General features: G+C 72.4%; 27 protein-coding genes. 5 read left to right on the top strand and 22 right to left on the bottom strand.

Features of this window, described 5'->3' with window-relative positions; translation table 11 throughout:
* Nucleotides 1-65: 65 nt before the first annotated feature.
* From ACIQMJ_RS15545 to thyX, 8 genes are all read right to left on the bottom strand, one after another.
* A complete protein-coding gene (locus ACIQMJ_RS15545; protein WP_499761630.1) occupies nt 66-2,288 on the bottom strand; it encodes an RCC1 domain-containing protein in 2,223 nt (740 codons plus the stop codon).
* 142 nt (nt 2,289-2,430) lie between these two features.
* Complete coding sequence (locus ACIQMJ_RS15540; protein WP_499761629.1) at nt 2,431-3,000, bottom strand: dienelactone hydrolase family protein; 570 nt, start codon at nt 2,998-3,000, stop codon at nt 2,431-2,433.
* 33 nt (nt 3,001-3,033) lie between these two features.
* Nucleotides 3,034-4,716, bottom strand: a complete 1,683-nt coding sequence (locus tag ACIQMJ_RS15535; protein WP_499761628.1) for a ribonuclease J — start codon at nt 4,714-4,716, stop codon at nt 3,034-3,036.
* Nucleotides 4,713-5,609 (bottom strand): 4-hydroxy-tetrahydrodipicolinate synthase, encoded by an 897-nt coding sequence (gene dapA / locus ACIQMJ_RS15530; RefSeq protein WP_499761627.1) that lies wholly within the window; start codon nt 5,607-5,609, stop codon nt 4,713-4,715. The genes ACIQMJ_RS15535 and dapA overlap by 4 nt, the downstream gene beginning before the upstream one ends.
* A 38-nt stretch (nt 5,610-5,647) precedes the next feature.
* Nucleotides 5,648-6,268 (bottom strand): TIGR03085 family metal-binding protein, encoded by a 621-nt coding sequence (locus ACIQMJ_RS15525; RefSeq protein WP_499761626.1) that lies wholly within the window; start codon nt 6,266-6,268, stop codon nt 5,648-5,650.
* 9 nt (nt 6,269-6,277) lie between these two features.
* Complete coding sequence (locus tag ACIQMJ_RS15520) at nt 6,278-7,735, bottom strand: serine/threonine-protein kinase (protein ID WP_499761625.1); 1,458 nt, start codon at nt 7,733-7,735, stop codon at nt 6,278-6,280.
* Nucleotides 7,736-7,807: 72 nt separating this feature from the next.
* The gene (locus tag ACIQMJ_RS15515; protein ID WP_499761624.1) at nt 7,808-8,197 is read right to left on the bottom strand and encodes an ACT domain-containing protein; all 390 of its coding nucleotides are present in this window, start codon (nt 8,195-8,197) and stop codon (nt 7,808-7,810) included.
* Between the two features lie 6 nt (nt 8,198-8,203).
* The gene (gene thyX / locus ACIQMJ_RS15510; protein ID WP_499761623.1) at nt 8,204-8,956 is read right to left on the bottom strand and encodes an FAD-dependent thymidylate synthase; all 753 of its coding nucleotides are present in this window, start codon (nt 8,954-8,956) and stop codon (nt 8,204-8,206) included.
* 171 nt (nt 8,957-9,127) lie between these two features.
* Here thyX and ACIQMJ_RS15505 point away from each other — a divergent pair, with 171 nt between their 5' ends.
* Together ACIQMJ_RS15505 and ACIQMJ_RS15500 are read left to right on the top strand one after the other, a co-directional pair.
* Nucleotides 9,128-9,652 carry a toxin-antitoxin system HicB family antitoxin gene (locus ACIQMJ_RS15505; protein WP_499761622.1) on the top strand — a complete coding sequence of 175 codons (525 nt, stop codon included), beginning with the start codon at nt 9,128-9,130 and terminating at the stop codon, nt 9,650-9,652.
* A 9-nt stretch (nt 9,653-9,661) separates the two neighbouring features.
* Nucleotides 9,662-10,549 carry a DUF4097 family beta strand repeat-containing protein gene (locus ACIQMJ_RS15500; protein WP_499761621.1) on the top strand — a complete coding sequence of 296 codons (888 nt, stop codon included), beginning with the start codon at nt 9,662-9,664 and terminating at the stop codon, nt 10,547-10,549.
* A gap of 56 nt (nt 10,550-10,605) precedes the next feature.
* On the opposite strand, the gene ACIQMJ_RS15495 is transcribed toward ACIQMJ_RS15500, so the two are convergent.
* The 4 genes from ACIQMJ_RS15495 to ACIQMJ_RS15480 form a co-directional block, all read right to left on the bottom strand.
* The gene (locus tag ACIQMJ_RS15495) at nt 10,606-11,193 is read right to left on the bottom strand and encodes a TetR/AcrR family transcriptional regulator (RefSeq protein ID WP_499761620.1); all 588 of its coding nucleotides are present in this window, start codon (nt 11,191-11,193) and stop codon (nt 10,606-10,608) included.
* Between the two features lie 71 nt (nt 11,194-11,264).
* Nucleotides 11,265-12,278 carry an aldo/keto reductase gene (locus tag ACIQMJ_RS15490; RefSeq protein WP_499761619.1) on the bottom strand — a complete coding sequence of 338 codons (1,014 nt, stop codon included), beginning with the start codon at nt 12,276-12,278 and terminating at the stop codon, nt 11,265-11,267.
* 77 nt (nt 12,279-12,355) lie between these two features.
* Nucleotides 12,356-13,567, bottom strand: a complete 1,212-nt coding sequence (locus tag ACIQMJ_RS15485) for a winged helix-turn-helix domain-containing protein (protein ID WP_499761618.1) — start codon at nt 13,565-13,567, stop codon at nt 12,356-12,358.
* On the bottom strand, nt 13,557-14,453 hold the full coding sequence (locus ACIQMJ_RS15480; protein WP_499761617.1) for an EamA family transporter: 897 nt from the start codon (nt 14,451-14,453) through the stop codon (nt 13,557-13,559). The genes ACIQMJ_RS15485 and ACIQMJ_RS15480 overlap by 11 nt, the downstream gene beginning before the upstream one ends.
* Nucleotides 14,454-14,588: 135 nt before the next feature.
* Between ACIQMJ_RS15480 and ACIQMJ_RS15475 the strand changes: the two genes are divergently transcribed.
* Genes ACIQMJ_RS15475 through ACIQMJ_RS15465 form a run of 3 tightly spaced genes read left to right on the top strand, consistent with a single transcriptional unit; the run spans nt 14,589 to nt 15,911 of the window.
* Nucleotides 14,589-14,816, top strand: coding sequence for a hypothetical protein (locus ACIQMJ_RS15475; protein WP_499761616.1), 228 nt, complete (start codon nt 14,589-14,591; stop codon nt 14,814-14,816).
* Between the two features lie 20 nt (nt 14,817-14,836).
* The gene (locus ACIQMJ_RS15470) at nt 14,837-15,388 is read left to right on the top strand and encodes a GNAT family N-acetyltransferase (protein ID WP_499761615.1); all 552 of its coding nucleotides are present in this window, start codon (nt 14,837-14,839) and stop codon (nt 15,386-15,388) included.
* A gap of 22 nt (nt 15,389-15,410) precedes the next feature.
* The gene (locus tag ACIQMJ_RS15465; RefSeq protein WP_499761614.1) at nt 15,411-15,911 is read left to right on the top strand and encodes a hypothetical protein; all 501 of its coding nucleotides are present in this window, start codon (nt 15,411-15,413) and stop codon (nt 15,909-15,911) included.
* On the opposite strand, the gene ACIQMJ_RS15460 is transcribed toward ACIQMJ_RS15465, so the two are convergent.
* The 10 genes from ACIQMJ_RS15460 to ACIQMJ_RS15415 all read right to left on the bottom strand — a co-directional run bounded on the left by ACIQMJ_RS15460 (nt 15,859) and on the right by ACIQMJ_RS15415 (nt 24,850).
* Complete coding sequence (locus tag ACIQMJ_RS15460; RefSeq protein ID WP_499761613.1) at nt 15,859-16,236, bottom strand: PRC-barrel domain-containing protein; 378 nt, start codon at nt 16,234-16,236, stop codon at nt 15,859-15,861. The genes ACIQMJ_RS15465 and ACIQMJ_RS15460 overlap by 53 nt on opposite strands.
* Before the next feature lie 62 nt (nt 16,237-16,298).
* Nucleotides 16,299-17,081 (bottom strand): cellulose-binding domain-containing protein, encoded by a 783-nt coding sequence (locus ACIQMJ_RS15455; RefSeq protein ID WP_499761612.1) that lies wholly within the window; start codon nt 17,079-17,081, stop codon nt 16,299-16,301.
* A gap of 231 nt (nt 17,082-17,312) precedes the next feature.
* The gene (locus ACIQMJ_RS15450; RefSeq protein WP_499761611.1) at nt 17,313-17,768 is read right to left on the bottom strand and encodes a tetratricopeptide repeat protein; all 456 of its coding nucleotides are present in this window, start codon (nt 17,766-17,768) and stop codon (nt 17,313-17,315) included.
* A 39-nt stretch (nt 17,769-17,807) separates the two neighbouring features.
* On the bottom strand, nt 17,808-18,542 hold the full coding sequence (dapB, locus tag ACIQMJ_RS15445; protein WP_499761610.1) for a 4-hydroxy-tetrahydrodipicolinate reductase: 735 nt from the start codon (nt 18,540-18,542) through the stop codon (nt 17,808-17,810).
* Nucleotides 18,543-18,595: 53 nt separating this feature from the next.
* Nucleotides 18,596-19,924: a M16 family metallopeptidase gene (locus ACIQMJ_RS15440; RefSeq protein WP_499761830.1), complete on the bottom strand. Its 1,329-nt coding sequence runs from the start codon at nt 19,922-19,924 to the stop codon at nt 18,596-18,598.
* 74 nt (nt 19,925-19,998) lie between these two features.
* Nucleotides 19,999-22,242 carry a polyribonucleotide nucleotidyltransferase gene (locus tag ACIQMJ_RS15435; protein WP_499761609.1) on the bottom strand — a complete coding sequence of 748 codons (2,244 nt, stop codon included), beginning with the start codon at nt 22,240-22,242 and terminating at the stop codon, nt 19,999-20,001.
* A gap of 220 nt (nt 22,243-22,462) precedes the next feature.
* Nucleotides 22,463-22,732: a 30S ribosomal protein S15 gene (gene rpsO, locus ACIQMJ_RS15430; RefSeq protein ID WP_141981300.1), complete on the bottom strand. Its 270-nt coding sequence runs from the start codon at nt 22,730-22,732 to the stop codon at nt 22,463-22,465.
* Nucleotides 22,733-22,856: 124 nt separating this feature from the next.
* A complete protein-coding gene (locus ACIQMJ_RS15425; protein WP_499761608.1) occupies nt 22,857-23,309 on the bottom strand; it encodes a 2'-5' RNA ligase family protein in 453 nt (150 codons plus the stop codon).
* Nucleotides 23,310-23,328: 19 nt separating this feature from the next.
* Nucleotides 23,329-23,817, bottom strand: a complete 489-nt coding sequence (locus ACIQMJ_RS15420) for a helix-turn-helix domain-containing protein (protein WP_141981298.1) — start codon at nt 23,815-23,817, stop codon at nt 23,329-23,331.
* 91 nt (nt 23,818-23,908) lie between these two features.
* Nucleotides 23,909-24,850 (bottom strand): bifunctional riboflavin kinase/FAD synthetase, encoded by a 942-nt coding sequence (locus tag ACIQMJ_RS15415; protein ID WP_499761607.1) that lies wholly within the window; start codon nt 24,848-24,850, stop codon nt 23,909-23,911.
* Nucleotides 24,851-24,895: the final 45 nt, after the last annotated feature.

Raw genomic sequence — 24,895 nt, 5'->3', positions numbered from 1 at the left:
GCCGGCGTCACGGCCCCGCGGCGCTGTCCGCTAGCTGCCGGCGGACCGCCGCGGGCACCGCCGGGTCACGGGGTCGGCACCAGCGCCTGCCCGCCGTCGCCCAGCGCGGTGACGCGGGCGGCGAAGGTCGGGCCCTGGACCGGGCGCAACGCCGGGACGCCGAGCTGCCCGACGCCGAGGTCGCCGTCGCTGTTCCAACCCCACATCCACAGCCGCCCCGAGGAGTCGAGCACCTGCCCGCCGCTGGTGTGGCTGACGACGTCGACCGCGCCGCTGATGCCGTCCACGCGCCCCGGCACGTTCCTGAACACGTCGACCGAGTCGGTCCCGTCGCCGAGTCCCGCGAACCCGCTCCAGCCCCACGACCACACCGAGCCGTCGGCGAGAACGGCGTAGCTGTTGCTGCCGTCGCCCGCGACCGCGACCACGCCGGTCAGCCCGGCGACGCGCACCGGGACGCGGGACAGGCCGCCCGTCGTGCCGTTGCCGAGGGTGCCGTTCCGGTTGACGCCCCACGCCCGCAGCGCCCCGTCGGAGGTGACGGCGAACGCGTTGTTGCCGCCGGCGGCGATCCGGACGACGTCGGTCAGCCCGGGGACCTGGACCGGCACGGCCGAGTTCCCGGCGGTGGACCCGGTGCCGAGCTGCCCTTCGTGGTTCCAGCCCCAGGCCCAGACCGTGCCGTCGCCGCGCAACGCGTACCCGGTGGAGCTGCCGGCCGCGATGGCGGTGACGTTCGCCAGCCCGGAGACCTGCTGCGGCCGCGACGGGAAGGGCGACACGCCTCCCGTGCCCAGCGCGCCGTCGGCGTCGATGCCCCAGGACCAGACGGTCCCGTCGGACCGCAGCGCGTAGTGCGTGCCGCCGGACGTGTCGGCGACGGCGACGACCCCGTCGATCCCGGGCACGCGCAGCGGGAACGGGACGATCGCGGCGCCGTGCCAGCCGTGCCCCAGGTTGCCGAACCAGTTGGTGCCCCACGTCCACACCGAGCCGTCGGCCAGCGCCGCGGTGCGCGCGGCCACCGACACCACGCCGGACAGCCCGTGCAGCGGCTGCGGCCTGGACGAGCCGGTCGTGGTGGCGTTGCCGAGTTGGCCGTGGTTGCCGCCCCACGTGAAGGCGCAGTCGTGCGCGCACGGCGCGGGCGGCACCGAGAAGTACCCGGCCAGGTCCATGGCGATGTCGGTGTCTCCGGCGTTGTTGTAGGCGAAGAACCGGAACTGGCCCGCGTTGTACCGGGTTTCCACCACGGCCAGGTTCGCCGCGGTGCGGCCGCGCCCCAGGTTCAGGTTGGAGGTCTCCGGCGGGAAGCGGTTGGCCTGCCAGGCGGTGACGTAGGTGTCGGCCGTCGGCTCGATGCCGGTGATGTTGACGACCGCGCCGATGGCCTCGCTCGGCAGCGCGGAGGCGTAGACGCCGCGTTCGTCCTGCGGCCCGATGGGTCCGGGCCGCGAGACGCCCGTGCCGTTGCGGGTGTCGAAGACGCGCTGCGGCGTGACCGGCGTGAACACCGCGCCGAACTCCGGCGTGTAGAAGCCCTGGAGGTCGACCACGAGGTCCAGTCGCCCGGCGTTGTTGTAGAGGGTGACCGACTGCCCCGCGCCGAGCGCGACGGTGGTGAGGCCGGGGTTGGTGCCGCCCGCGGGCACGTTGACCGTCGAGGCGTTCGGCCGGGCGCCGCCGGCGGGCCACGCGGTGACGTAGGTGTCCGCGGTCGCGTTGGCGGCGGTCACGTTGAGCACGACGGCGGTCGCCGACGCCGGCACGGTCTGCGCCAGGTCCAGCGTCGTGGTGGAACCCGCCCCGACGGGTTCGGCCAGCACACGGCTCGGCCGCGCGGGCAGGAACCTCGCCCCGGTGCCGGTCGCGTAGTACCCGGCCAGGTCGGCGATGACGTGGGTGCTGCCCTCGTTGTTGTAGAGGTCCAGGACGCGGTCCGCGCCGACGGCCGCGGTCACCAGGTTCGCCCGCGTCTCACCGGCCCGCAGGTTCAGGTTCGACACCTCCGGCCGGTCCTCGCCGTGCGGCGACACCGTCAGGTGCGTGTCGGCGGTCGGCTCCGTGCCGGTCAGGGTGAACACCACCGCCGTGGCCGACGCCGGCACCGAGCCGGCCAGGTCGATCGTCGTCGTGCCCCCGGCGCCGATCGGCCCGCCTCCCGCGCGGGTGTCCAACACCCGCGTCGGCGACAGCGCCGTGTACGTCGAACCGGACGCCGCAGCCCCCTGCGGCTCGGCGGTCGCGGCGGACCCCGCCGGAACGACCGTGACCAGGACAGCCGCCATCAAGGCGGCGGTTGCGAACCGCACTGAACCCCCCAGGACCCGCGGATCCCCCGACCCGGTCGGGAGGCTAGCAGCGCGGGAGCGGCGACACGCCGCGATGCGCCGATCCCGCGGGCGCCGCGGTCCGAGCGGCGGCCGGTCGCTAGTTCAGGAAGGCGAGCACGCGTTCCATCAGCAGCACGGCGGCCACCTCGTCGTAGGACGACAGGCTGGGGTCGGCGAAGAGGTGCTTGTCGCCGGAGTACAGGAACAGGTCCCCGTCCGCCGCGCCCGCCACCAGGGCGCGCGCGGCGTCGAGGTCGCCGTCGTCCACGAACGAGCGGTCGTCCGCCATGGCGTGGACCTGCACCGGGACGCTCGCGGGCCACGCCGGGCCGAACTCCGACACCGGCACGCACGCGCCGACCAGCAGCGCGCCCGCCGCGCCCGGCTTGGTCTGGGCCAGCATCTGCGCGGGCAGCACGCCCAGCGAGAACCCGACGTACACGACATCGGACCGCAGCCCCTCGGCGGCGAGCCTGCCGCGCTCGGCGATCGTGCCGAAGCCGACCTCGTGCGCGTAGTCCAGGCCCGCGCCCAGGTCCACGAACACCCGACCCTCGTACAGGTCGGGCACGTGGACCGTGTGCCCGGCCTCCGCCAACCGCTCGGCGAAGGCCGTGACACCGGGCGTCACCCCGTGCGCGTGGTGGAACAGCAGCACCTCGGCCACGTCAGGTCCTCCCCGCCACGCGCCGCACGCGGATCAGTTCACCGGGATGATGGTCGGCACGATCATCGGCCGGCGGCGGTAGGTCTCGGCCACCCAGCGGCCCACCACGCGGCGCACGGCCTGCGCGATGCGGTGCGAGTCGGTGATGCCCTCGGCCTCCGTGCGCGACAGCTCCATCTCCACCAGCGACACCGCCTGGTCCAGCGCCTTCGGGTCGTCGGAGAACCCGCGGCCGGACACGGTCGGCGGTGCGACCGCCCGGCCGCTGTTGGAGTCCACGGCCACGGTGATCGCGATGAAACCGCCCTCGCCGAGCACGAGCCGGTCGGACAGCGTCGACTCGCCGACGTCGCCGACGGACAGGCCGTCCACGTAGACGTGGCCCACCTCGACCTTGCCGCTGATCGCCGCCTTGCCGTCGACCAGGTCGACCACCACGCCGTCCTCGGCGATGACGACCCGCTCGGCGTTCACGCCGGTCGCCACGGCCAGCGCCGCGTTCGCCCGCAGGTGCCGCCACTCGCCGTGCACCGGCATCACGTTCGACGGCCGCACCGCGTTGTAGAGGAACAGCAGCTCGCCCGCCGGCGAGTGGCCGGACACGTGCACCTTGGCGTTGCCCTGGTGGATGACCGTCGCGCCGAGCCGCGCCAGCCCGTTGACCACGCCGAACACCGCGTTCTCGTTGCCCGGGATGAGCGAGGACGCCAGCACGATCGTGTCACCGGCCTTGATCGAGATCTGCCGGTGCTCGCCGCGCGCCATCCGCGACAGCGCCGACAGCGGCTCGCCCTGCGACCCGGTCGACACGAACATCACCTGGTCCTCGGGCATCTCCATGGCCTCGTGGAGGTCCACGAACAGCCCTTCGGGCACGTTGAGGTAGCCCAGCTCGGCCGCGATGCCCATGTTGCGCACCATCGACCGGCCCACCAGCGCGACCCGCCGCTTGTACTGCACGGCCACGTCCAGCACCTGCTGCACGCGGTGCACGTGGGAGGCGAAGCACGCCACGATCACCCGCTGGTTGGCCTTGCGGATGACGTTCTCCAGCACCGGCCCGATCTCGCGCTCCGGCGCGACGAACCCCGGCACCTCGGCGTTGGTCGAGTCGACCAGGAACAGGTCGACGCCCTCGTCGCCGAGCCGGGAGAACCCGGCCAGGTCGGTGAGCCTGCCGTCCAGCGGCAGCTGGTCGAGCTTGATGTCACCGGTGTGCAGCACCAGGCCCGCCGCGGTGCGGATGGCGACCGCGACCGCGTCCGGGATGGAGTGGTTGACGGCGAAGAACTCCAGCTCGTACGGCCCGAACGCGCGCCGCTCGCCGTCGGTGATCTCCATCAGCTTCGGCGTCTGGCGGTGTTCCTTGCACTTGGCCGCGAGCAGCGCCAGCGTGAACCGCGACCCCACCACCGGCAGGTCCGGGCGCAGCTTGAGCAGGAACGGCACCGCGCCGATGTGGTCCTCGTGCCCGTGGGTGAGCACCAGCGCCTCGATGTCGTCCAACCGGTCCTCGATGGCCCGGAAGTCCGGCAGGATCAGGTCGACGCCAGGCTGGTCGTCCTCGGGGAAGAGCACGCCGCAGTCCACGACGAGCAGCCGGCCGGCGTGCTCGAACACCGTCATGTTGCGGCCGATCTCGCCAATTCCGCCCAGTGCGACGACGCGCAGACCTCCGTCGGGCAGTGCGGGCGGGGGTGAGCTCGGGTTGATCACGCGTTGACTCCCAATTCGGCCTCGACGGCCTCGATGTCCTCGGTTGAAGCGGGTACCAGCGGCAGCCTCGGGTCGCCCACGTCGAGGCCGCGCAAACGCAGCGCGGTCTTGGCGTAGGTCACGCCGGGCATCCGGCTGAAGGGCCGCAGCAGCGGCAGCAGCGACTGGTGGATCGCGGTCGCGCCGGCGACGTCGCCGGATTCGAACGCGTCGAGCAGGTCGCGCAGCCGGTCCGCGGCGATGTGCGAGATGACGCTGACGAAGCCGACCGCGCCGACCGACAGCCACGGCAGGTTCAGCGGGTCGTCACCGGAGTAGTAGGCCAGGTCGGTGGCCGCGATGACCTTGCTACCCGCGAGCAGGTCGCCCTTGGCGTCCTTCACCGCCACGATACGCGGGTGCTCCGCGAGCCGCAGCAGCGTTTCCACCTCGATGGGCACCACCGAGCGCGGCGGGATGTCGTACAGCATCACGGGCAGGCCGACCCGGTCGGCCACGGTGGTGAAGTGCGCGAGCACACCCGCCTGGGTGGGCCGCGAGTAGTACGGCGTGACCAGCAGCAGGCCGTGCGCGCCCGCCGCCTCGGCCTGCTCGGCCAGGTGCACGCTGTGCGCGGTGTCGTACGTGCCCGCGCCGCTGACCACGGTGGCGCGGTCGCCGACCGCCTCGACCACGGCGCGGATCAGGTCCGCCTTCTCCGCGTCGGTGGTGGTCGGGCTCTCGCCGGTGGTGCCGTTGACCACGAGGCCGTCGTTGCCGAGCTCGACCAGGTGCTCGGCGAGCCGCTGCGCCTTGCCCAGGTCCACCGCCCCCTCCGCGTCGAACGGGGTGACCATGGCGGTGAGCACGCGGCCGAAAGGTCGGCCGGGCGCGGCGGTGGGACTCGCGGTCATGTGCGGAAATCTACCGCGTCACCCTCGGCAAGCTGCGACTACATGCTCCGGTCGAGGCCGCGCACCAGCCGCACGGCCTCCGCCGGGCCGTCGTACTCCACGCGCGCGGCGGACCGGCCGAACACGTGCACCACCAATTCCGAGACGTGACCGGTCAGCACCACGGGGTTCGCGCCGCGCCTGGCCACGATCGCCTCACCGTCCGGGCGGCGCAGCACCACCCCGACGGGGCTCTTGCGGTACATCATCCGGGCGGTCGGCGCGAGCCGCCGCCACAGCACCGCGTCTCGTACCGGATCGGGTGAACGCGGCTCCCAGTCGTCCCGGGCCCGGCGCACGTCCTCGTGGTGCACGAAGTACTCGACGGCGTTCACCAGCTCGTCCACCAGCGCGTAGGGCGAGAAGCGGGGCGGCCCGGAGCGGACCAGGTCGACCAGCTCGTCCCACGGCCTGGCGGCGTAGGCGTCCTGCACCCGCCGGGTGTGGCCGGCCAGGGGCTTGAGCAGGATGCCGGTCGCGGCGTCCGGCCGGCGTTCCCGCAGCACGAGGTGGGCGGCCAGGTCGCGGGCGCGCCACGGGTCGCACAGCGTGGGCGCGTCCGGCCCGACCTCGGCGAACAGCTCGGTCAGCAGCCTGCGTTCGTCCTGCGCGACGCCCATGGCCCCACGTTACTTGGCGTAGACCTGGTCGTTCAGCGCGGTGCCGTCCTTGTTCCACAGCACGCACGCCACGTCGCGGTAGCGCTTGTCCGACGACGACGCCTTCGCCGGGTCGTCCTGCCAGATGCCGGAGGTCGGCACGATCGCCACGTACCGCAGCGTGGACTGCTTGTCCTCCACCGGAACCCGGTCGGACATGAAGTGCAGGGTGCAGAAGTTCTCCGCGTACCCGCGCAGCCACTCGTCACCCGGGTAGGCCATCTTCGCCGACCCGAACGGCTCGGCCGACGCGTAGACCTCGACCCGGTGCGGCTCGTCGCAGTCGGTGTAGTTGACCGTGGTGTTGGGGTCGACCAGGTTGTCGCCGCACTGCTCGTGGCCCGCCTTGAACTGCGAGGCTTCGATCGTGCCGCCGGGACCGTAGGTGATCGTCTCGGCCATCGCGGCGGGCGGCCGGTCGGTGAACCACCACCGGCCCAGGAGGACGCCGGCGACCAGCAGCGCCACCGCGGCCACGGCCGTGCCGGTGATCAGCAGGTTCTTCAGCCACGGCTTCCGCACCGCGGTGGGCGGGGTGTAGTGCATGGTCGGGTTCGGCGTCGGCGCGCCGAACCCGGTCGGCGGCGTCGGCTGGGCCGCCGCGCGCTCCAGCATGGCGCGGGCCTGCGGGCCGGTGAGCCGGGCGTTCGGGTCGGGCATCATCAGGCCGGTGATCACCGCGCCGAGCACGCCGTGCGCCCTGGTCAGGCGGGGCATCTCGTTCATGATCGCGTGCAGGGTGGACGCGGTGGTCGAGCGCTCGTAGGGGTTCGCGCCCTCCACGGCGTAGCACAGCGTCGCGCCCAGCGCCCACAGGTCGGAGGCGGGTGAGGCTTCGTTGCCGTGGATGCGCTCGGGCGACATGTAGGCGGGTGAGCCGATGAGGCTGCCGCTGGTGGTCAGGCGCGGGTCGTCCACCGCTTGGGCGATGCCGAAGTCGGTCAGCTTCACCCGGCCGTTCGGCGTGACCATGAGGTTGCCGGGCTTGACGTCGCGGTGCACGATCCCGGCCTGGTGCGCGGAGTCCAGCGCGGACAGCGCCTGGATCGCCATGGAGATGACGCGGTCCTGCGGCATCGGGCCGTGCGCGCTGATCAAAGTGGACAGCGTGGCGGCCTCGACCAGCTCCATCACGATGAAGTTGGTGCCGTGCTCGGCGACCACGTCGTAGACGGTGACCACGCCGGGGTCGTTCAACCTGCCCGCGGTGCGGGCCTCGCGGAGCACCCGCTCCTCCAGCACCCGGCGCTCCTCCAGTGCGATGCCGTCGGGCAGGTGCAGCTCCTTGATGGCCACCTGGCGGCCGATCACGTTGTCCTGGGCGCGCCAGACGACGCCCATGCCGCCGCGCCCCAGCTCGGCGAGCAGGGTGTACCTGCCCGCGATCACGCGGGGGTGGGCGCTCACACCTTGCGTCGGACCAGTCACCGTCACTCCTCGAAACCCCGACCGCGGACCGGGCGGAACGCTACTTCAGACCCCGCACCGCCCGATCCGGTTTCACGGTTTCGTGACTTCGTGCCCCGAGGCGCGCAACGCCTGCACGGCGCGGGCCAGGTCGCCCGCCTTCACCAGCAGGTGGTCGGTGTCGTATGTGGACAGCGCGAACAGGCTCACACCCGCCGCGGCCAGCTCGCCCGACAGGGCCGCCATGATGCCGGTGAGCGTGAACTCCAGCGGACCGCGCACGGTCAGCAGCCGCCAGCCGGGCTGCGCGGTGTCCGCCTCCGGCGCGTGCGCGGACGGGCACACGATCGACAGCTCGTCCGGGGTCCTGGTCACCGACACCAGGCCCGGAGCGTCGAGCAGCCCGGCCGGGACGGCGGCGTCGGCGGGCAGCCGCGCCACCGTGTACTCGTCCGGCCGGACGTCGACGATCAGCCGCTTCACCGGCCGTCAGCCTTCGGTGACCAGCGGGCTGGAGGCGACCTCGGTGCCGTCGGCCAGGGTGGAGATGGTGAAGTCGGCGAACACGTTGGCCGCCGCCTTCTGGAGCTGGCGCAGGCACTCCACGGCCAGGGCGCGGATCTCCACGTCGGCGTGCTCTGTGGCGCGCATCGCGATGAAGTGCCGCCACGCGCGGTAGTTGCCGGTCACCACGATGCGGGTCTCGGTGGCGTTGGGCAGGATCGCGCGGGCCGCCTGGCGGGCCTGCTTGCGGCGCAGGGTCGCGCTGGGCACGTCGGAGAACTTCTCCTCCAGGCCCTTGAGCAGCTCGTTGTAGGCGTCGACGCCGGCCTGGGCGGCGGCGAGGAACTTCTCGTGCAGCTCCGGGTCGTTGGCGATGACGTCCGGCTCGACCATGGCGGCGTTGCGCTCGGGCACGTACCGCTGGGACAGCTGCGAGTACGAGAAGTGCCGGTGGCGGATCAGCTCGTGGGTGAGCGACCGGGAGATGCCGGTCAGGTAGAAGCTGACCGAGCCGTGCTCCAGCACCGAGAGGTGGCCGACCTCGATGATGTGCTTGATGTAACCCGCGTTGGTGGCGGTGGCGGGGTTCGGCTTGGTCCACGACTGGTAGCACGCGCGACCGGCGAACTCGGCCAGCGCCTCGCCGCCGTCGGCGTCGGTCGACCACGGGACGTCCGCAGGCGGGAAGAACTCCGTCTTCGCGATCAGCTGGACGTGCGGAGACACCGTTTCGGTCACGACGAACCTTCCTTGCAGCTTGGCTTCGCCGGGCAGCCTAGTCGAGCAACAAGGGCAATTTTCCAGCGTATCGCTCCCGTCCGCCCGCCCTCGGCGCCTCCGCACCGTGCCGTCATGAACGACATCACCGGTGTCCTTGACTGATGTCAGGAATGACGTCATGGTGGTGTCATGGATCTGTCGCCGTACATCGCAGCACTGCGCGAGGACCTCGCGACGGCCGCGTCCGCCGGGGACGACAACACCCGGCGCACCGCGGCCCTGCTGTCCGCAGCCCTGGAGCCCGCCGCGCGGCTGGCGCTCATGAACGCACTGTCCGACCTGGCCGCGGAGGTCACCGCGGCCCTCGACGGCCCCGTGGTCGACGTGCGGTTGGACGGCCGGGACGTGCAGGTGGTCGTCACCGGCGCGGCCGCTCGGGAGGAACACGAACCCGAGCCGCAGGAAGTTCCCCGGCCCTCCGCCGGTGACGCCACGCGCGTCACGCTGCGGCTGCTCGACGAGCTGAAGGCCAAGGCCGAGCAGGCCGCCGCGGCGCAGGGGATGTCGTTGAACACGTTCGTCGCGCAGGCCGTGCAGGGCGCGGTGGGTGGTCGGCGTGGTGGCGGCGGTGGCGGCCACAAGCACTGGGGGCCGCCGAAGGAGCAGGCGGGCCGCGAGTCGTCCTCGCGCGTGCGCGGCTGGGTGCAGGGCTGAGGGGGGATCATGGAATCGGATGTCGTGCGTCAGCAGAGCTTCGAGGTCGACGGTGTGGTGGAGGTCGACGTGGCGCTGCTCGCCGGCCGGGTGCGGGTGCACCTGGTCGACGAGCCGGGCGTGCACGTCGAGGTCAAGCACGACCCGTCGCCGGGCGAGTCCTGGACGGCGGGCCTGAACGGGCTGCTGAACTGGGTGAACAACCAGTTCGGCGGCGTGCAGGGGCAGCCGAGCGGACCGGCGGACGCGGTGCGGGACGCGCGCGTCGAGCTGTCCGGCGGCCGGCTGAAGGTGCACTCGTCCAAGGCGCTGCCGCTGCGCGCGGTGCCGTTGGGCGTCACGGTGCGCGCGCCGGCCGGCTCCCACGTGATCACCAAGGCGGGGTCGGCGGACGTGACCGTGACCGGCGCGGCGGGTCGGCTGGAGGTCCAGACCGGCACCGGTGACGTCACCGCGGACCGCGCGGAGGCGTCGTCGCAGGTCAACTCGGGGTCGGGCAAGTTGCGGCTCGGGCCGATGCTCGGCGGGCTGCGGGCGAAGACGGGCAGCGGCGACATCGAGGTGTCGTCCGTCGGCGGGAACACCGTGATCTACACGGGCACCGGGGACGTGTGGCTCGGAGCCGTGCAGAACGACGTGCAGGTGCGCACCGGCGGCGGGGACGTCACCATCGCCGACGCCGCCTCCGGCCAGATCCAGCTGGGCACCGGCTCGGGCGACGTGCGCGTGGGCGTGCGGCCCGGCGTGGCGGCCCAGGTCGACCTGGTCTCCAGCTCCGGCTCGGCGCGCAGCGACCTGGACGTCTCCGACACCCCGCCGTCCGACGAGCCGGCCCTGTTCATCACCGGCCGCACCGGCAGCGGCGACGCCCTGGTCACCACGGCGACCACGGCCTGACCCGCCCCGAACCAGGCCGCGGCGTGCGCACCCCCGATGCGCGCGCCGCGGCTTTCCTAGTCGCGGGACCGGAGGCCGGCCACCAGGAGCGACACCACGGCGTCGAACGCGGCGTCGACGTCCGGGGCGGACCAGTCGGCGGCGTGGGCCGGGTCGTGGAAGCGGGCCGTGGCGTCGAACACGGCCTTGGCGCTCACCGCCGGGTCCGGGGTGGTGAAGTCGCCGGACGCGACGCCGTCCGCGACGATCCTGGTCAGGTCCTCGACCATCGCGGCGATGTGGGCCGCGACGACGGCGCTGTGCTCGTCGACCAGCACGGAGAACGTGGCGAACAGCTCCGGGTCGCCCAGCGCCTTCCGGCGCTTGGCCTCGAACAGGGCCGCCAGCCAGTCGCGCAGGCGCCGCGGCGCCGGGGTGTCGGCGGCGGCCAGCTCGGCCAGGCCCGCGTGCGCCCGGTCGAGCCAGCGCTGGGTGACGGCCTCGCGCAGCGCCGTCTTGGTCGGGAAGTGCCGGTAGACGCTGCCGTGGCTCACGCCCAGCGCGCGGGCCACGTCCACGACGGTCGCCTTGGCCGGGCCGAAGCGGCGCAGGACGTCCTCCGTGGTGCTGAGGATGTCCTCAGCGGTCAGTGCGCCGTCCGCCACGTGCCGCTCCCCTGGTGTCGCCCGCTCGTCCGGTCAATTGTGCGCGCACCGGCGGGCCGCCCCGTCCCCGGTCAGCGTTCGCTGTCCAGGTGCGCCATCAGGGCGGGCGCGTAGCGGTCGCCCGCCGCGGCGTCGGCCGGGACCGCCGCCTCGATCCGGGCCAGGTCGGCCTCGGTGAGCGTGACGTCCAGCGCGCCCAGCGCCTCGGTCAGCCGGTCGCGGCGGCGGGCGCCCACGAGCGGCACGATGTCGTCGCCCTGCGCCAGCACCCACGCGATGGCGAGCTGGGCGACCGTCGTGCCCTTCTCGGCGGCGATCGCGCGCAGCGCCTCGACCAGTGACAGGTTGTGGTCGAGGTTGTCGCCCTGGAAGCGCGGCGAGACGGCGCGGAAGTCGCTGACCTGCCTGGACGCCGTCCAGTGGCCGGAGATCAGGCCGCGCGACAGCACGCCGTACGCGGTGATGCCGATGCCCAGTTCGCGCGCGGTGGGCAGGATCGACCCCTCGATGCCGCGCGAGATCAGCGAGTACTCGATCTGGAGGTCGGCGATCGGGTGGACCGCGTGCGCCCGGCGCAGCGTGTCCGCGCCGACCTCGGACAGGCCGATGTGGCGGACGCGGCCCTTCTCGACCTCCTCCTTGATCGCGCCGATGGTCTCCTCGATCGGGACCGCCGGGTCGAGGCGGGCCGGCCGGTAGACGTCGACGTGGTCCGTGCCGAGCCGGCGCAGCGTGTAGGCCAGGAAGTTGCGCACGGCCTCGGGCCGGTTGTCGTTGCCGCGCCAGCCGCCGTCCGCGTCGCGCAGCGCGCCGAACTTCACGCTGATCGCCACGTCGTCGCGGTCGCGGTCGCGCAGGGCCCGGCTGATCAGCAGCTCGTTGTGGCCCATGCCGTAGAAGTCGCCGGTGTCGAGCAGCGTCACGCCCGCGTCGACGGCGGCGTGGATGGTGGCCACGCTCTCCGCCTCGTCGGCCGGGCCGTACAGGTCGGACATGCCCATGCAGCCCAGGCCGAGCGCGGAGACCTCGGGACCGGTGGTGCCGAGGACCCGACGGCGGGTGACGCGAGGGGTGGAGTTCGTCATGAACCCCACTATGGGACTTGGGCTGACAGATTTCAACTTCTGTCAGCCCATCAGGTGGCGGACGTCACCCGACCACGTCACCCGACCACCGCTCCCAACGCCGGCGCCAGGTCGCCCTTCGGCACCACCACGACGTCGTCCAGCTCCAACCAGTCCGCCATGTGCCGCAGCTCGGCGGCCAGCTCGACCGCGACCCGGCCCACGTCCGCGGTCGGCTCGGAGTACGCCGCCTGCACCCGCAGCACGCCCGCGGCCCGGTCCGCCTTCAGGTCCACCCGCCCGACCAGCTCGCCGTCCAGCAGGAACGGGAACACGTAGTAGCCGTGCACCCGCTTCGGCGCTGGCACGTAGATCTCGATCCGGTAGAAGAAGTCGAAGATCCGCTCGGTCCTGGCCCGTTCCCAGATCAGCGGGTCGAACGGGCACAGCAGCGCCCGCCCGGTGACCCGGCGCGGCACCCGCGCCTCCACGTGCCGGTACGCGGGCGCGCCCCAGCCCTGCACCTCGACCGGCTCCAGCACCCCGGCGTCGACCAGCTCGACCACCGCCTGCCGGCTGCGCGCCGGTTGCAGCCGGTAGTAGTCGCGCAGGTCCGGTTCCGTCGCCACGCCCATCGCCGTCGCCGCCCGCGCCACGAGCTCGCGCGCGCCCTCCTCCGCCGAGATCGACAACCGCCGCGCCACCACCTCCGGCGGCAGCACCCGCTCGGTCAGGTCGTACAGCCGCTCGAACCCGCGCCGCGACCCGGTCGTCAGCACGCCCTCGCCGAACAGGTACTCGCAGACCTTCTTGACCTCCGACCAGTTCCAGCCCCAGTGCTCCTTGGCCCGCGGCCCGCCACCGGCCAGCGCCCGCTCGATCGCGCCCGCGCCGACCGGCCCCAGCTCCTTCACCACCGCCAGGATGTCGTCCATTAGCTGTGGCGAGCGCTCGGCGATCCCGGTGTAGTTCTTCCACCAGCCAGACCGCTTGGCCCCGGAGTGCAGCAGCGGCCAGTCCTCCACCGGCACCAGGCTCGCCTCGTGCGCCCAGTACTCCACCAGCAGGCGCGGCTTGCGGGCGCTGTGCGACCACGCCGCGTCGTCCACCAGGGACGGCGCGTAGGCGCCGAGCCTGCTGAACAACGGCATGTAGTGCGCGCGGACGGCCACGTTCACCGAGTCCAGTTGCAGCAACCGGATGCGCGACAGCGCCTTGAGCAGGTGCCGCCGGGAAGGCGCGGAGGTGGGCCGGGGGTCGGCGAAACCCTGTGCGCCCAGCGCGATGCGGCGGGCGACGTCAGCGCTCATCTTCTGCACGGACGGATCCTCCCACCGGGGTACGACGTTTCCGCTCGGCCCGCACCACCAGCACCACCGCGACCACCACCAGCAGGCCGCCGAGCAGTTGGAACGGCCCGAACCTCTCGTCCGCCAGCCACACGCCGAGCACCACCGCGATCACCGGGTTCACGTACGCGTATGTCGCCACCGTCGACACCGGCAACTCACCCAGCACGTAGACGTAGGAGCTGAACGCCAACAGCGACCCGAACACCACCAGGTAGCCCCACGCCACCCATGACGACGTGGTGATCTCCCCGAGCGACACCCGTTCCCCCGCGGCCAGCCCGACCACCGTCAACGCCACCCCGCCCGCGAGCATCTCCACCGCCGACAGCGCGAACGGGTTCGCGGGCGTGTCCAGCCGGTTGCTCAGGAACGAGCCCAGCGCCCACCCGAACGCCGCCAGCAGCACCACCCACGGCCCCCACCACGACGAGTCACCCATGTCGTCCAGCAGCAGCACCGCCAACCCGACCAGCCCGATGGCCACACCGGCGTACGTCACGCGGTGCGGCCGTTCCCCGGCGACCCGCCGCATCAGCACCACGTACAGCGGCACGGCCGCCACCAGCAGCGCCGCCAACCCCGACGCCACCGACTGCTCGGCCAGCACCACGAGCCCGTTGCCCCAGGCCGGCAGCAGCAACCCCAGCAGCACCGCCGACCCGAACTGCCGCCGCGTCATCCGCAACCCGCCGCGCCACGCCACGACCAGCGCGAGCACCGCACCCGCCGCGAGGAACCGCGCGCCGCCCGACACCAGCGGCGGCATCGACTCGATGGTGAACCTGATGCCCAGGTAGGTCGAACCCCAGACCACGTACACGACGCCCAACGCTGCCCAACGCACCCACCGACGCTGTCATGCCGACCCACCTGGAATCACGCGGTTTTCCGCCGCGACCCCGAGACCCCGGCGACAGGACCGTTCGACCCAGCGCGTACGGCTGCACGGCCCCTTCTTCGATTTCCTTGAACGCGTCGAGTGCCGGGGATCGGCTTCCCGCAGCCGTCCGGCGACCTGGTCGCCTGGACCTCGGAGCTGAGCCTCGTCACCGACGTCCGGACCGGCAGCACCTACCGCAACGACCGGATGTCCACCGCGATGACGATCTCGGGCGGTGGACTGGTCGTCTCCCGCACCGGCGCCGGCGGCGCGGCGGCCCCGTCGGTGGTCCCGATCTCGGACCTGCCTCCGCTCCCCGCCTGCTGAGCGGCCGATAGGGTGCCGGCATGGCCGACGCCACCGTGCGCACCGCGCAGCCCGACGACGTGGCGGAGATCGCCCGCATCCACCGCGACACCTGGCGCACCGCTTACCGGGACCTGGTGCCCGCCGAAGTGCTGGACGCGCTCGACGTGGAGACGACAGCGCCCGCGTGGGCCGAGGCGGTCGCGCACGGGCAGGTGTTCGTGGCTACCGAGGGCGAGTGGACCGTCGGGTTCTGCGTCGCGGGGCTGGCGCCCGAGGACGAGGTGGCCCGCGCGGACGGCTCGCTGCCCGAGGACGCGGCGACGACGGCGCTGCTGCACCTGCTCGTGGAGCCGCGCTGGGGACGGCGCGGGCACGGCGGCAGGTTGCTCGCCACCGCCGCCCAGCGGTTGCGGGAAGCCGGTGCGACCAGGGGTGTCGCGTGGGTCCCGGAGGCGGACAAGGCGTCGATCGGCTTCTACGGCCGGGCCGAGTGGGAGGCCGACGGCACGGTGCGCACGCTGGACGCCGGCGGGCGACCGTTGCGCGAAATCAGGGTTACCGGGGGGTTGTCCCTACTGCTGGAGCCTTGACCGCACGGGTAGCGTCGCCGGGGTGCTCGCGTGGTTGTGCCTCACGTTCAGCGTCGCCTTCGGCTCCGCCCTGTTACCCCTGATCAGCATCGAGCTCTTCGTGCTCGGCCTGGTGACCCAGCAGCCGGGCATCTCGTGGTGGTGGATCGGGCTCGCGGTGGCGCTGGGTCAGGTGCTGGGCAAGTTGTTCTACTTCCTGGCCGCGCGCGGTTCGCTGCGCCTGCCCGCGGTCCTCAAGCGCAAGGAGAAGGCGGCCAAACCGCTGTCGCCGCGGCGGCTGAAGTGGAAGGCGCGGCTGGAGTGGGTGCGCCTGCGCTGCCACCGGCACCCCCACTGGATGTTCGGCACGCACGCGGTCAGCTCGGTGGTCGGCCTGCCGCCGTTCATGTTCACCACGGTGCTGGCGGGCCTGGCGGGCATGTCGTCCTGGTTGTTCATCTCGACCGGCGTCATCGGCCGGTTCGCCCGGTTCAGCGTGCTCGCCGCCTCGCCTGCCGCGGTGGCTGGCTGGTGGGTCCACTAGCACCGCGCCGGTGGCGCACCAACCGCTGCTCGGGCAGCGTCAGCCCGTAGTGGTCGTGCAGCTCGGCCTGCTCGGCCTCGGACAGCTCCCGGTCGCCGACCTTCGGGGCGTCCTCCACTTCCCGCTTCTCCACCGGCACCACGAGCCTGCGGTCGCGCACCTGGGCACCCCGGATCGGCACCAGCGTGGTGCCGCAGTCGCTGCGCACGGTGGCCCACAGCGGGCGGCCACCGGCCAGCCACAGCTCCGCGACCGGTCCGATGGGCCGGCCGTGCCGATCCAGCACGTCGCAGTCGTAGAGGCGGTCCACCGCTGAACGATCCATGCCTCTTCGGCTACCCGGCCATTCGGGCGATCGCACGGCGAACCACCCGGTCGTGTGACCGCCTACCGTCCCTCGCCGGAGTGGTCACCCACCCGTCCGAGGTGGCGGCGCACGACCAGCAGCACGGCGACGCCCACGGTCGCCACGAGCAGGCTGATGACCAGGCCCAGCCGCAGCGCGTCCACCCCGCTGTCGGGGCTGACGTCCGCGGACAGCACCACCGCGGGCTTCGGCGACGCGGTCGGCCAGTCGAACGTCCCGGAGGCCGCCGCCGACTCCGCGGCCGAGCTCGTGGTCGACGCCGAGGACGAGGACACCGACGTCTTGGTGGTCGTCGTCGTGGTCGTGGTGGTGGCGGCGGAGGGTGCGGTGGTCAGCGAGGGCGCGGACGACGGCTCGGGCGCGACGGTGGTCGTGGCGGTGGTGACCGGCGCCCCGGTGCACGGCACGCCGTTGACGCTGAACGAGGTCGGCGCGGGGTTGCTGCCCGACCAGGTGCCGTTGAAGCCGACCGTCACCGACCGGCCCGTGCCCACGCCACCGTTGTAGTTGGTGTTGGTCACCCGCACGGTGCTGCCGGACTGGCTGAACGTGCCGTTCCACGTCTCGGAGGTGACGCGCTGCCCGGCGGTGAACACCCACTCCAGCGCCCAGCCCGACAGCGGGTCGCCCAGGTTCGTCAGCGTGACCCGCGCGCCGAACCCGCTGCGCCACTGGTCGGTGATCGAGTAGTCGACGTCGCAGCCCGCCGCAGCGCGCGCCGCGGCCGTCGGGGTGGCGGAGCCGACCGCGACCAGGGCCGCGGCGACGGCGAGGGCCGCCCGGACGATCCGAGCGAAGTGCATGGGGACTCCCGGGGAGGACGTGCGGCGGTTCGCCTGATTCTTCCCCAGGAGATCGGCTCGGCTAACCCAAAGTCAGCGCGATGCCCAGGGCGACGGCGACGACCACGCAGGCGACGGTCAGCCGCAGGTTCTCGCAGGTTTTGACCATGTCACCTACGGTAACCAGGACCGCCGAACGATCCAAGGCAAGAGAACGTTAAGTCCGAATGAATCGCATCTCACCCGGCTGGTCTACACCCGGTTGTTCGGCGACTCGTAGAGGTCGATCGCCTTCCGCATCGTCTCCCGCGCCCGACCGCGGTCCCCGGCCAGGTCGTAGGCTTGCGCCAGCAGGAACCACGCCCGCCAGTCCTGCGGACGTGCCTCGACGTCCGCCCGGCGCTGCTCGAACCACGCGTCGGCCGCGTCCCGGTCCACCCGGCCGGACGGGCGGCGCGGCAGCTCCGACGTGTCGAGGAGACCGCCCTCGGCGTCGAGTTGGCGCGCCATCCGCTCGGTGGTGAAGCCGAACCTCAGGTTCGTCCACGCGATCCACGCGCCGATCAGCGGCAGCACGAGCACGCCGACGCCGAGGCCGATGCCGACCGGGTCGCCGGTGCCCAGGAGCACCACGGCCCGGCCGCCGAGCAGCACGAAGTACACCGCCAGGGCGGCGGTGATGAGGAACGCGACGGTGCGGGTCTTCACGACTGCGCCTGCTTCATCGGGCCTGGCCTCATCGGTGGATCAGAGGTCCATGTACTTGTCGAGCCCCACGGACAGCCCCGGGTGCTTCGCGATCGACCGCACGGCCAGCAGCACACCCGGCATGAACGACTTGCGGTCCATCGAGTCGTGCCGCAGCGTCAGCGTCTCGCCCTCGGTGCCGAACACGACCTCCTGGTGCGCGATCAGCCCGGCAACGCGCAGCGAGTGCACCCGCACGTCGCCGACGAGCGCGCCACGGGCGCCGGGGGCCTCCTGGGTCGTCGCGTCCGGCATCGGACCGGAACCGGCCGCCTCCCGCGCCTGCGAGATCAGCCGGGCGGTGTGCGCGGCCGTGCCGGAGGGCGCGTCCACCTTGCGCGGGTGGTGCAGCTCGATGACCTCGGCCGACTCGTAGTAGGGGGCGGCCAGCTCGGCGAACCGCATGGACAGCACCGCGCCGATGGCGAAGTTCGGCGCGACCAGCACGCCCAGCTCCGGCTTCTGGTCCAGCCACTCCGAGACCGTGCCCAGCCGCTGGGCGTCGAACCCGGAGGTGCCGACCACCGCGTGGATGTCGTTGTCCACGCAGAACCGGATGTTGTCCATCACCACCTCGGGGCTGGTGAAGTCGACCGCGACCTGGGCACCCGCGTCGGCCAGGTTGAACAGCCAGTCGCCCGCGTCGACCATCGCGACGACTTCCATGTCCGCCGCGGCCTCGACCGCGCGGCACACCTCCGCGCCCATCCGGCCCCTCGCGCCGATGACGCCCACGCGGAGCGGTTCAGCCGAAGACCTGCTCGGGGGGTCGAGCGGGGACTGAGTACTCAAGAGATCACCTCGTGCACCTGGGACGGCAGATCGTCGGCGTGAGCGTAGGGGCCGACCACGGCGGCGGCGACGGGGCGTCGCAGCAAGTCCCGCGCCAGCGCGGCCACGTCGTCCGCGGTGACCGCGTCGATGCGCGCCAACGTCTGCTCCACCGACAGGTAGTCGCCGTAGTTCAGCTCGCCCTTGCCGATGCGCGACATCCGCGAGCTGGTGTCCTCCAGGCCCAGCACGAGCCCGCCGCGCAGCTGGCCCTTGCCGCGGGCCACCTCCGCGTCGCCCAGCCCCTCGCGCGCCACGGTGGACAGCACGTCGCGCACCACACCGGCCACGTCGCCGAGCCGGTCCGGTTGGCAGCCCGCGTACACCGACCACGTGCCCGCGTCCGCGTACAGCCCCACCGACGAGTACACCTGGTAGGCCAGGCCGCGCCGTTCCCGGACCTCCTGGAACAGCCGCGAGCTCATCCCGCCGCCCAGCGCGGCGTTGAGCACGTTCAACGCGAACCGGCGCTCGTCGTGCCGGTCCAGGCCGCGCACGCCCAGCATCAGGTGCGCCTGCTCGGTGTCGTCGGAGTGCAGCACCAGCTTGCGCGACCCCGGGATGCGGGCCCGGCCGGCGCGCGGCGCGACGGGCGTGCCGACGCGATCGAGCCGGTCGCCGATCTGCTTGCGCACCAAGCGCATCACCTGCGCGTGGTCGATGTTGCCCGCCACCGCGAGCACCATCCGCGGCAGCGTGTAGCGCTTCTTGTAGAAGCCGAACAGCGCGTCGCGGTCCATGTCCCCGATGGACTGCTCGGTGCCCAGCACCGGCCGGCCGAGCGCGTGCTCACCGAGCAGGGCGTCCAGGAACGCGTCGTGCAGCAGGTCTTCCGGGTCGTCGTCGCGCATGGCGATCTCTTCGAGCACGACGCCGCGCTCGGTCTCGAAGTCGCGCGGCTCGCACAGCGCGTCGAACACCACGTCGCACACCAGGTCCATGGCCAGCGGCAGGTCCTCGTCCAGGACGTGCGCGTAGTAGCAGGTGTGCTCCTTGGCGGTGAACGCGTTCAGCTCGCCGCCGACCGCGTCGATCTCCTCCGCGATCTGCGCCGCCGTGCGCCGGGCCGTGCCCTTGAACAGCAGGTGCTCCAGGTAGTGCGCGGCGCCCGCGACCTCGACCCGCTCGTCGCGCGACCCGACCTGCACCCACAGGCCCACCGACGCCGACCGCACGCCGGGGATCCGCTCGGTGATGACCCGCAGCCCCGACGGCAGCACGCTGCGGCGCACGGCCAGGCCCGCGTCGCCGCGCTCCAGCGAGACCGTGCTGCCGGGCTTCTGCAGGTGCCCGAGCCTGCGCGTAAGCGGACGGCCGCGGGTGCTGGAAGCACCCGCGGCCGTCCCGTTGACGCTCGTCGTCACTGCGCGGAAGCCTCGGCCTCGGCGGGTGCGGCGTCCTTGGCGGGGTTGTCGGCGGCCGGGGCCGCGTCCGCGTCCTCGTTCACCAGCACCAGGCTGATCTTGCCGCGCTGGTCGATGTCCGCGATCTCGACGCGGAGCTTGTCGCCGACGTTGACGACGTCCTCGACCTTGTTGATGCGCTTGCCGTTGCCCAGCTTGGAGATGTGGATCAGGCCGTCCTTGCCCGGGAGCAGGGACACGAACGCGCCGAACGCCGCGGTCTTCACCACGGTGCCCAGGAAGCGCTCGCCCACCTTCGGCAGCTGCGGGTTCGCGATCGCGTTGATCAGGCCGATCGCGGCCTCGGCCGACGGGCCGTCCGCCGCGCCGACGTAGATCGTGCCGTCGTCCTCGATGGAGATGTCGGCACCGGTCTGCTCGGTGATCGAGTTGATCATCTTGCCCTTCGGGCCGATGACCTCGCCGATCTTGTCGGTCGGGATCTTGACCGACGTCACGCGCGGCGCGAACGGGCTCATCTCGTCCGGGCTGTCGATGGCCTCGGCCATGACCTCCAGGATGGTCAGGCGCGCGTCGCGGGCCTGGCCCAGCGCGCCCGCGAGCACGTCGGACGGGATGCCGTCGAGCTTGGTGTCGAGCTGGAGCGCGGTGACGAACTCCTTGGTGCCGGCGACCTTGAAGTCCATGTCGCCGAACGCGTCCTCGGCGCCGAGGATGTCGGTCAGCGCGACGTACTCCGTCTTGCCGTCGACCTCGTCGGACACCAGGCCCATCGCGATGCCCGAGACCGGCGCCTTCAGCGGCACGCCGGCGTTGAGCAGCGACATCGTGGACGCGCAGACCGAGCCCATGGACGTCGAGCCGTTGGAGCCCAGCGCCTCGGACACCTGGCGGATCGCGTAGGGGAACTCCTCGCGCTTGGGCAGCACGGGCATCAGCGCCCGCTCGGCCAGCGCGCCGTGGCCGATCTCGCGCCGCTTGGGCGAGCCCACGCGGCCGGTCTCACCGGTGGAGAACGGCGGGAAGTTGTAGTGGTGCAGGTAGCGCTTGTGCGTCTCCGGGGACAGCGAGTCGATCTGCTGCTCCATGCGCAGCATGTTCAGCGTGGTGACACCCAGGATCTGGGTCTCGCCGCGCTCGAACAGCGCCGAGCCGTGCGCCCGCGGGATGACCTCGACCTCGGCCGACAGCGACCGGATCTCGGTGAGGCCGCGGCCGTCGATGCGCACCTTGTCGCGCAGGATGCGCTGGCGCACGAGCTTCTTGGTCAGCGAGCGGAACGCCGCGCCGACCTCCTTCTCGCGACCCTCGAACTGCTCGGCCAGCTTCTCCAGCACCGACGCCTTGACCTCGTCGATGCGGGACTCGCGCTCCTGCTTGCCCGCGATGGTCAGCGCCTGCGCCAGCTCGCCGCCGCCGGCCTGCTCGACGGCCTCGAAGGCGTCGGGCTGGTAGGCCGGGTAGGTCGGGAACTCGCCGGTGGCCTTCGCCGCGACCTGCGCCAGCTGGGCCTGCGCCTCGCACAGCACCTTGATGAACGGCTTGGCGGCCTCGAGACCGGCGGCCACGACCTCCTCGGTGGGCGCCTGCGCGCCCTCGCCGATCAGGTCGATCGCCTTCTCGGTGGCCTCCGCCTCGACCATCATGATCGCGACGTCGTCACCCACCACGCGGCCGGCGACGACCATGTCGAACACGGCCTTCTCGAGCTGCTCGTGGGTCGGGAACGCCACCCACTGGCCCTCGATCAGCGCCACCCGGACGCCGCCGATGGGGCCGGAGAACGGCAGGCCCGCGAGCTGCGTGGACGCCGACGCGGCGTTGATCGCCACGACGTCGTACAGGTCGGCCGGGTTCAGGCTCATCACCGTGATGACGACCTGGATCTCGTTGCGCAGACCGTCCACGAAGGACGGGCGCAGCGGCCGGTCGATCAGCCGGCAGGTCAGGATCGCGTCGGTCGACGGGCGACCTTCGCGGCGGAAGAACGAGCCGGGGATGCGGCCCGCCGCGTACATGCGCTCCTCGACGTCCACCGTGAGGGGGAAGAAGTCGAAGTGCTCCTTGGGGTGCTTCGACGCCGTCGTCGCCGACAGCAGCATCGTCTCGTCGTCCAGGTAGGCGACGACCGAGCCCGCCGCCTGGCGGGCCAGGCGACCGGTCTCGAAGCGGATGGTGCGCGTGCCGAACCGACCGTTGTCGATCACAGCGGAAGTCTCGTGGACCTCGATGTCCGTCATATGGGTACTCCTCGTCATGCGGGTCACAGCGCGCTCGTGGCGCGGGATCGCGGTTCGGACGAGGCCGGTCTTCGATCGAAGTCCCCTGGGTGTCGTCCACCAGGGGGCCACTACCGAGGACCGGCGAACTGTCGTCCCGTTCGCCGCGCGTGCTTCCCTCGTCTTGTTTTCGATAACGCCGAAGGGGAGTGACCGGACGGTCACTCCCCCTCGGCACGTCTCACCTGCGCAGGCCGAGCCGCCCGATGAGGGCGCGGTAGCGCTGGATGTCCACCTTCTGGAGGTAGTTCAGCAGCCGGCGACGCCGGCCGACCAGCAGGAGCAGGCCACGACGCGAGTGGTGGTCGTGCTTGTGCTTCTTCAGGTGCTCGGTCAGGTCGGCGATGCGCTTGCTCAGCAGCGCGACCTGGGCCTCGGCGGAACCGGTGTCCGTGTCGTGGACGCCGTACTCGGCGAGGATGGTCTTCTTTTCCTGGGTGGTCAGTGCCACGTGTTCGTTACTCCTTGTGCTGGTTAAGTGCCGTGCGGCCCCGCCCGCGAGCGGGGTAGTCGGTGCTGGCCGCCACGGACCGCAGCCAGACCCAAATGTCGAGGTTACCAGCAGTGGCCACGCGCTACGCGTTTGACGTGCTCAAGGGCACTCGGTCGAGCACCGAGTAGCCCTCGGCCGGGGCGCTGCGGACCAGCGCGACCTCGGTCGCCGTCCACTCGCGACCGGTGAACTCCACGTGCGGCAGCGGCGCCCCGCGGGCCACGGTGAGGTGCGGGTGCCAGTCCGGCGGCACGCGCGCCGCCTCGCCCAGCTCGGCCAGCGGGCCGTCCACGCCGATCCACAGCACCTGGCGGAACGTGCCGCTGCCGCGCAGCCGCAGGACGGGCGCGGCGACGCGGTCCAGGCCGGCGAGCTGGTCGGCGGGTTCGGCCTCGCCGAAGAACCGGACGGTGACGTGCCAGCGGGCGGGGTGCTGCCAGCGCAGCCCCGGGTGGGCCCGACGGAACGGGCGGAGGGCGTCGTGCAGCTCGTCGACGACGTCGGCGGGCGGGAAGATCGCGGAGAACAGGCTCACGAGCGGTCGGGGCGGGCGGTCAGGCGTCGCGGCCCTTGCCCGCGCGGCGCAGCAGCTCGGCCAGGGCCGGGAAGTCCTCGCCGAGCACGTCGGCGGCCTGCGACAGCTCGCGGCGGTCGGCCAGGCGGCGCAGGAACGGGAACACCACGGCCTCGTCGTCCGCGCTGCCGTTCACGGGCAGTGAGTCGCGGCTCACGGTCGGCTTGGACTGCCGCACGTCCTCCAGGGCGAGCTGCAGCGCCTCGGGCGAGCCGGACGCCACGTCGGGGGTGAGGACCTTGCGCTCCAACATGATCATCCGCGCGAGCACGGACGGGTTTCCGATCTTGGCCCGGCGGCCGCTCATGACCTGGCTCAGCATCGGGGCGCTGATGCCCAGCACGTCGGCGAGCTGCGCCTGCGAGACGTTGAACGCGACCACCAACCGCCGCACCCGGTCGCCCAGGGGTTCCCCGTACCACTCCCGCTGCAACGCGAGGTTGCGCTGGACGATCTTGTGGTCCTCCACCTTCGCCTCTCCCCTGACCGACGGACGTGTCAGGCATCTTGCCAGGTCGTCAGGCGTCACACGGCCGGTTCCACCCACCTGGTTCAACCCGTCAGGCGTCACCCGGATCCGTCAGGAGGTCACGGGTCGTGGCGACGTCGCGGTGCATCTGCTCCAGCAGCGACTCGACGCCGTCGAACTTCTCCATGTCCCGCAGCCGGTCCACGAAGTCGAGCGCCACGCGCTGGCCGTAGAAGTCCTCGTCCACGTCGAGCACGAACGCCTCGACCCGCCGTTCCCGGCCGGAGAACGTCGGGTTGGTGCCCACGCTGACCGCGGCCTTGAGGCGGCGGCCCGAGCCGTGCACGAACCAGCACGCGTACACGCCGTCCGCGGGCACGGCGGCGAACCGCGTGGTGGACAGGTTGGCCGTGGGGAAGCCGAGCTCCTTGCCCCGGCCGTCACCGCGCACCACGATGCCCTCCAGCCGGTGCGGCCGGCCGAGCGCCTGCGCCGCGGCGGCCACGTCGCCCGCGTCGATGCACGCCCGGATGTAGGTGGACGAGTACGTCACCCCGTCGTCGGTCACCAGATCCGCCCCCTCGGTCACGAAGCCGAACCGCTTGCCCAGCGCTCGCAGCAGCTCCACGTTCCCGGCCGCCTTGTGGCCGAACGTGAAGTTCTCCCCCACCACCACAGCCGCCACGTGCAGCTGCTCCACCAACACCTCGTGCGCGAACTCGTCGGCGGGGGTGCGGGCCACCTCGGCGGTGAACGGGATGACGCAGAACACGTCCACGCCCAGACCCTCCACCAGTTCGGCGCGCCGCCGCAGGCTGGTGAGCTGCGCCGGGTGGCTGCCCGGTCGGACCACTTCGGACGGGTGCGGGTCGAAGGTGATCAGGACGCTGGGCACGCCCTTCTCCTCGGCCAACCCGACCGCCCGGCCGATCAGCGCCTGGTGCCCGCGGTGCACCCCGTCGAACACGCCGATGGTCACCACGCAGCGGCCCCAGCCGCCGGGCAGGTGGTCGAGCCCTCTCCAGCGTTGCACGCGGGCAAGCCTAGGCGGTCGGCCCCGCCGTGCCGCCCGAGGTCG

Origin of the sequence: Actinosynnema sp. NPDC091369 (genome assembly GCF_044757065.1) — a bacterium.
GTDB lineage: Bacteria > Actinomycetota > Actinomycetes > Mycobacteriales > Pseudonocardiaceae > Actinosynnema.
Note: the sequence above shows the minus strand (reverse complement) of the source record. Positions and strands in the feature narration are given on the sequence as shown.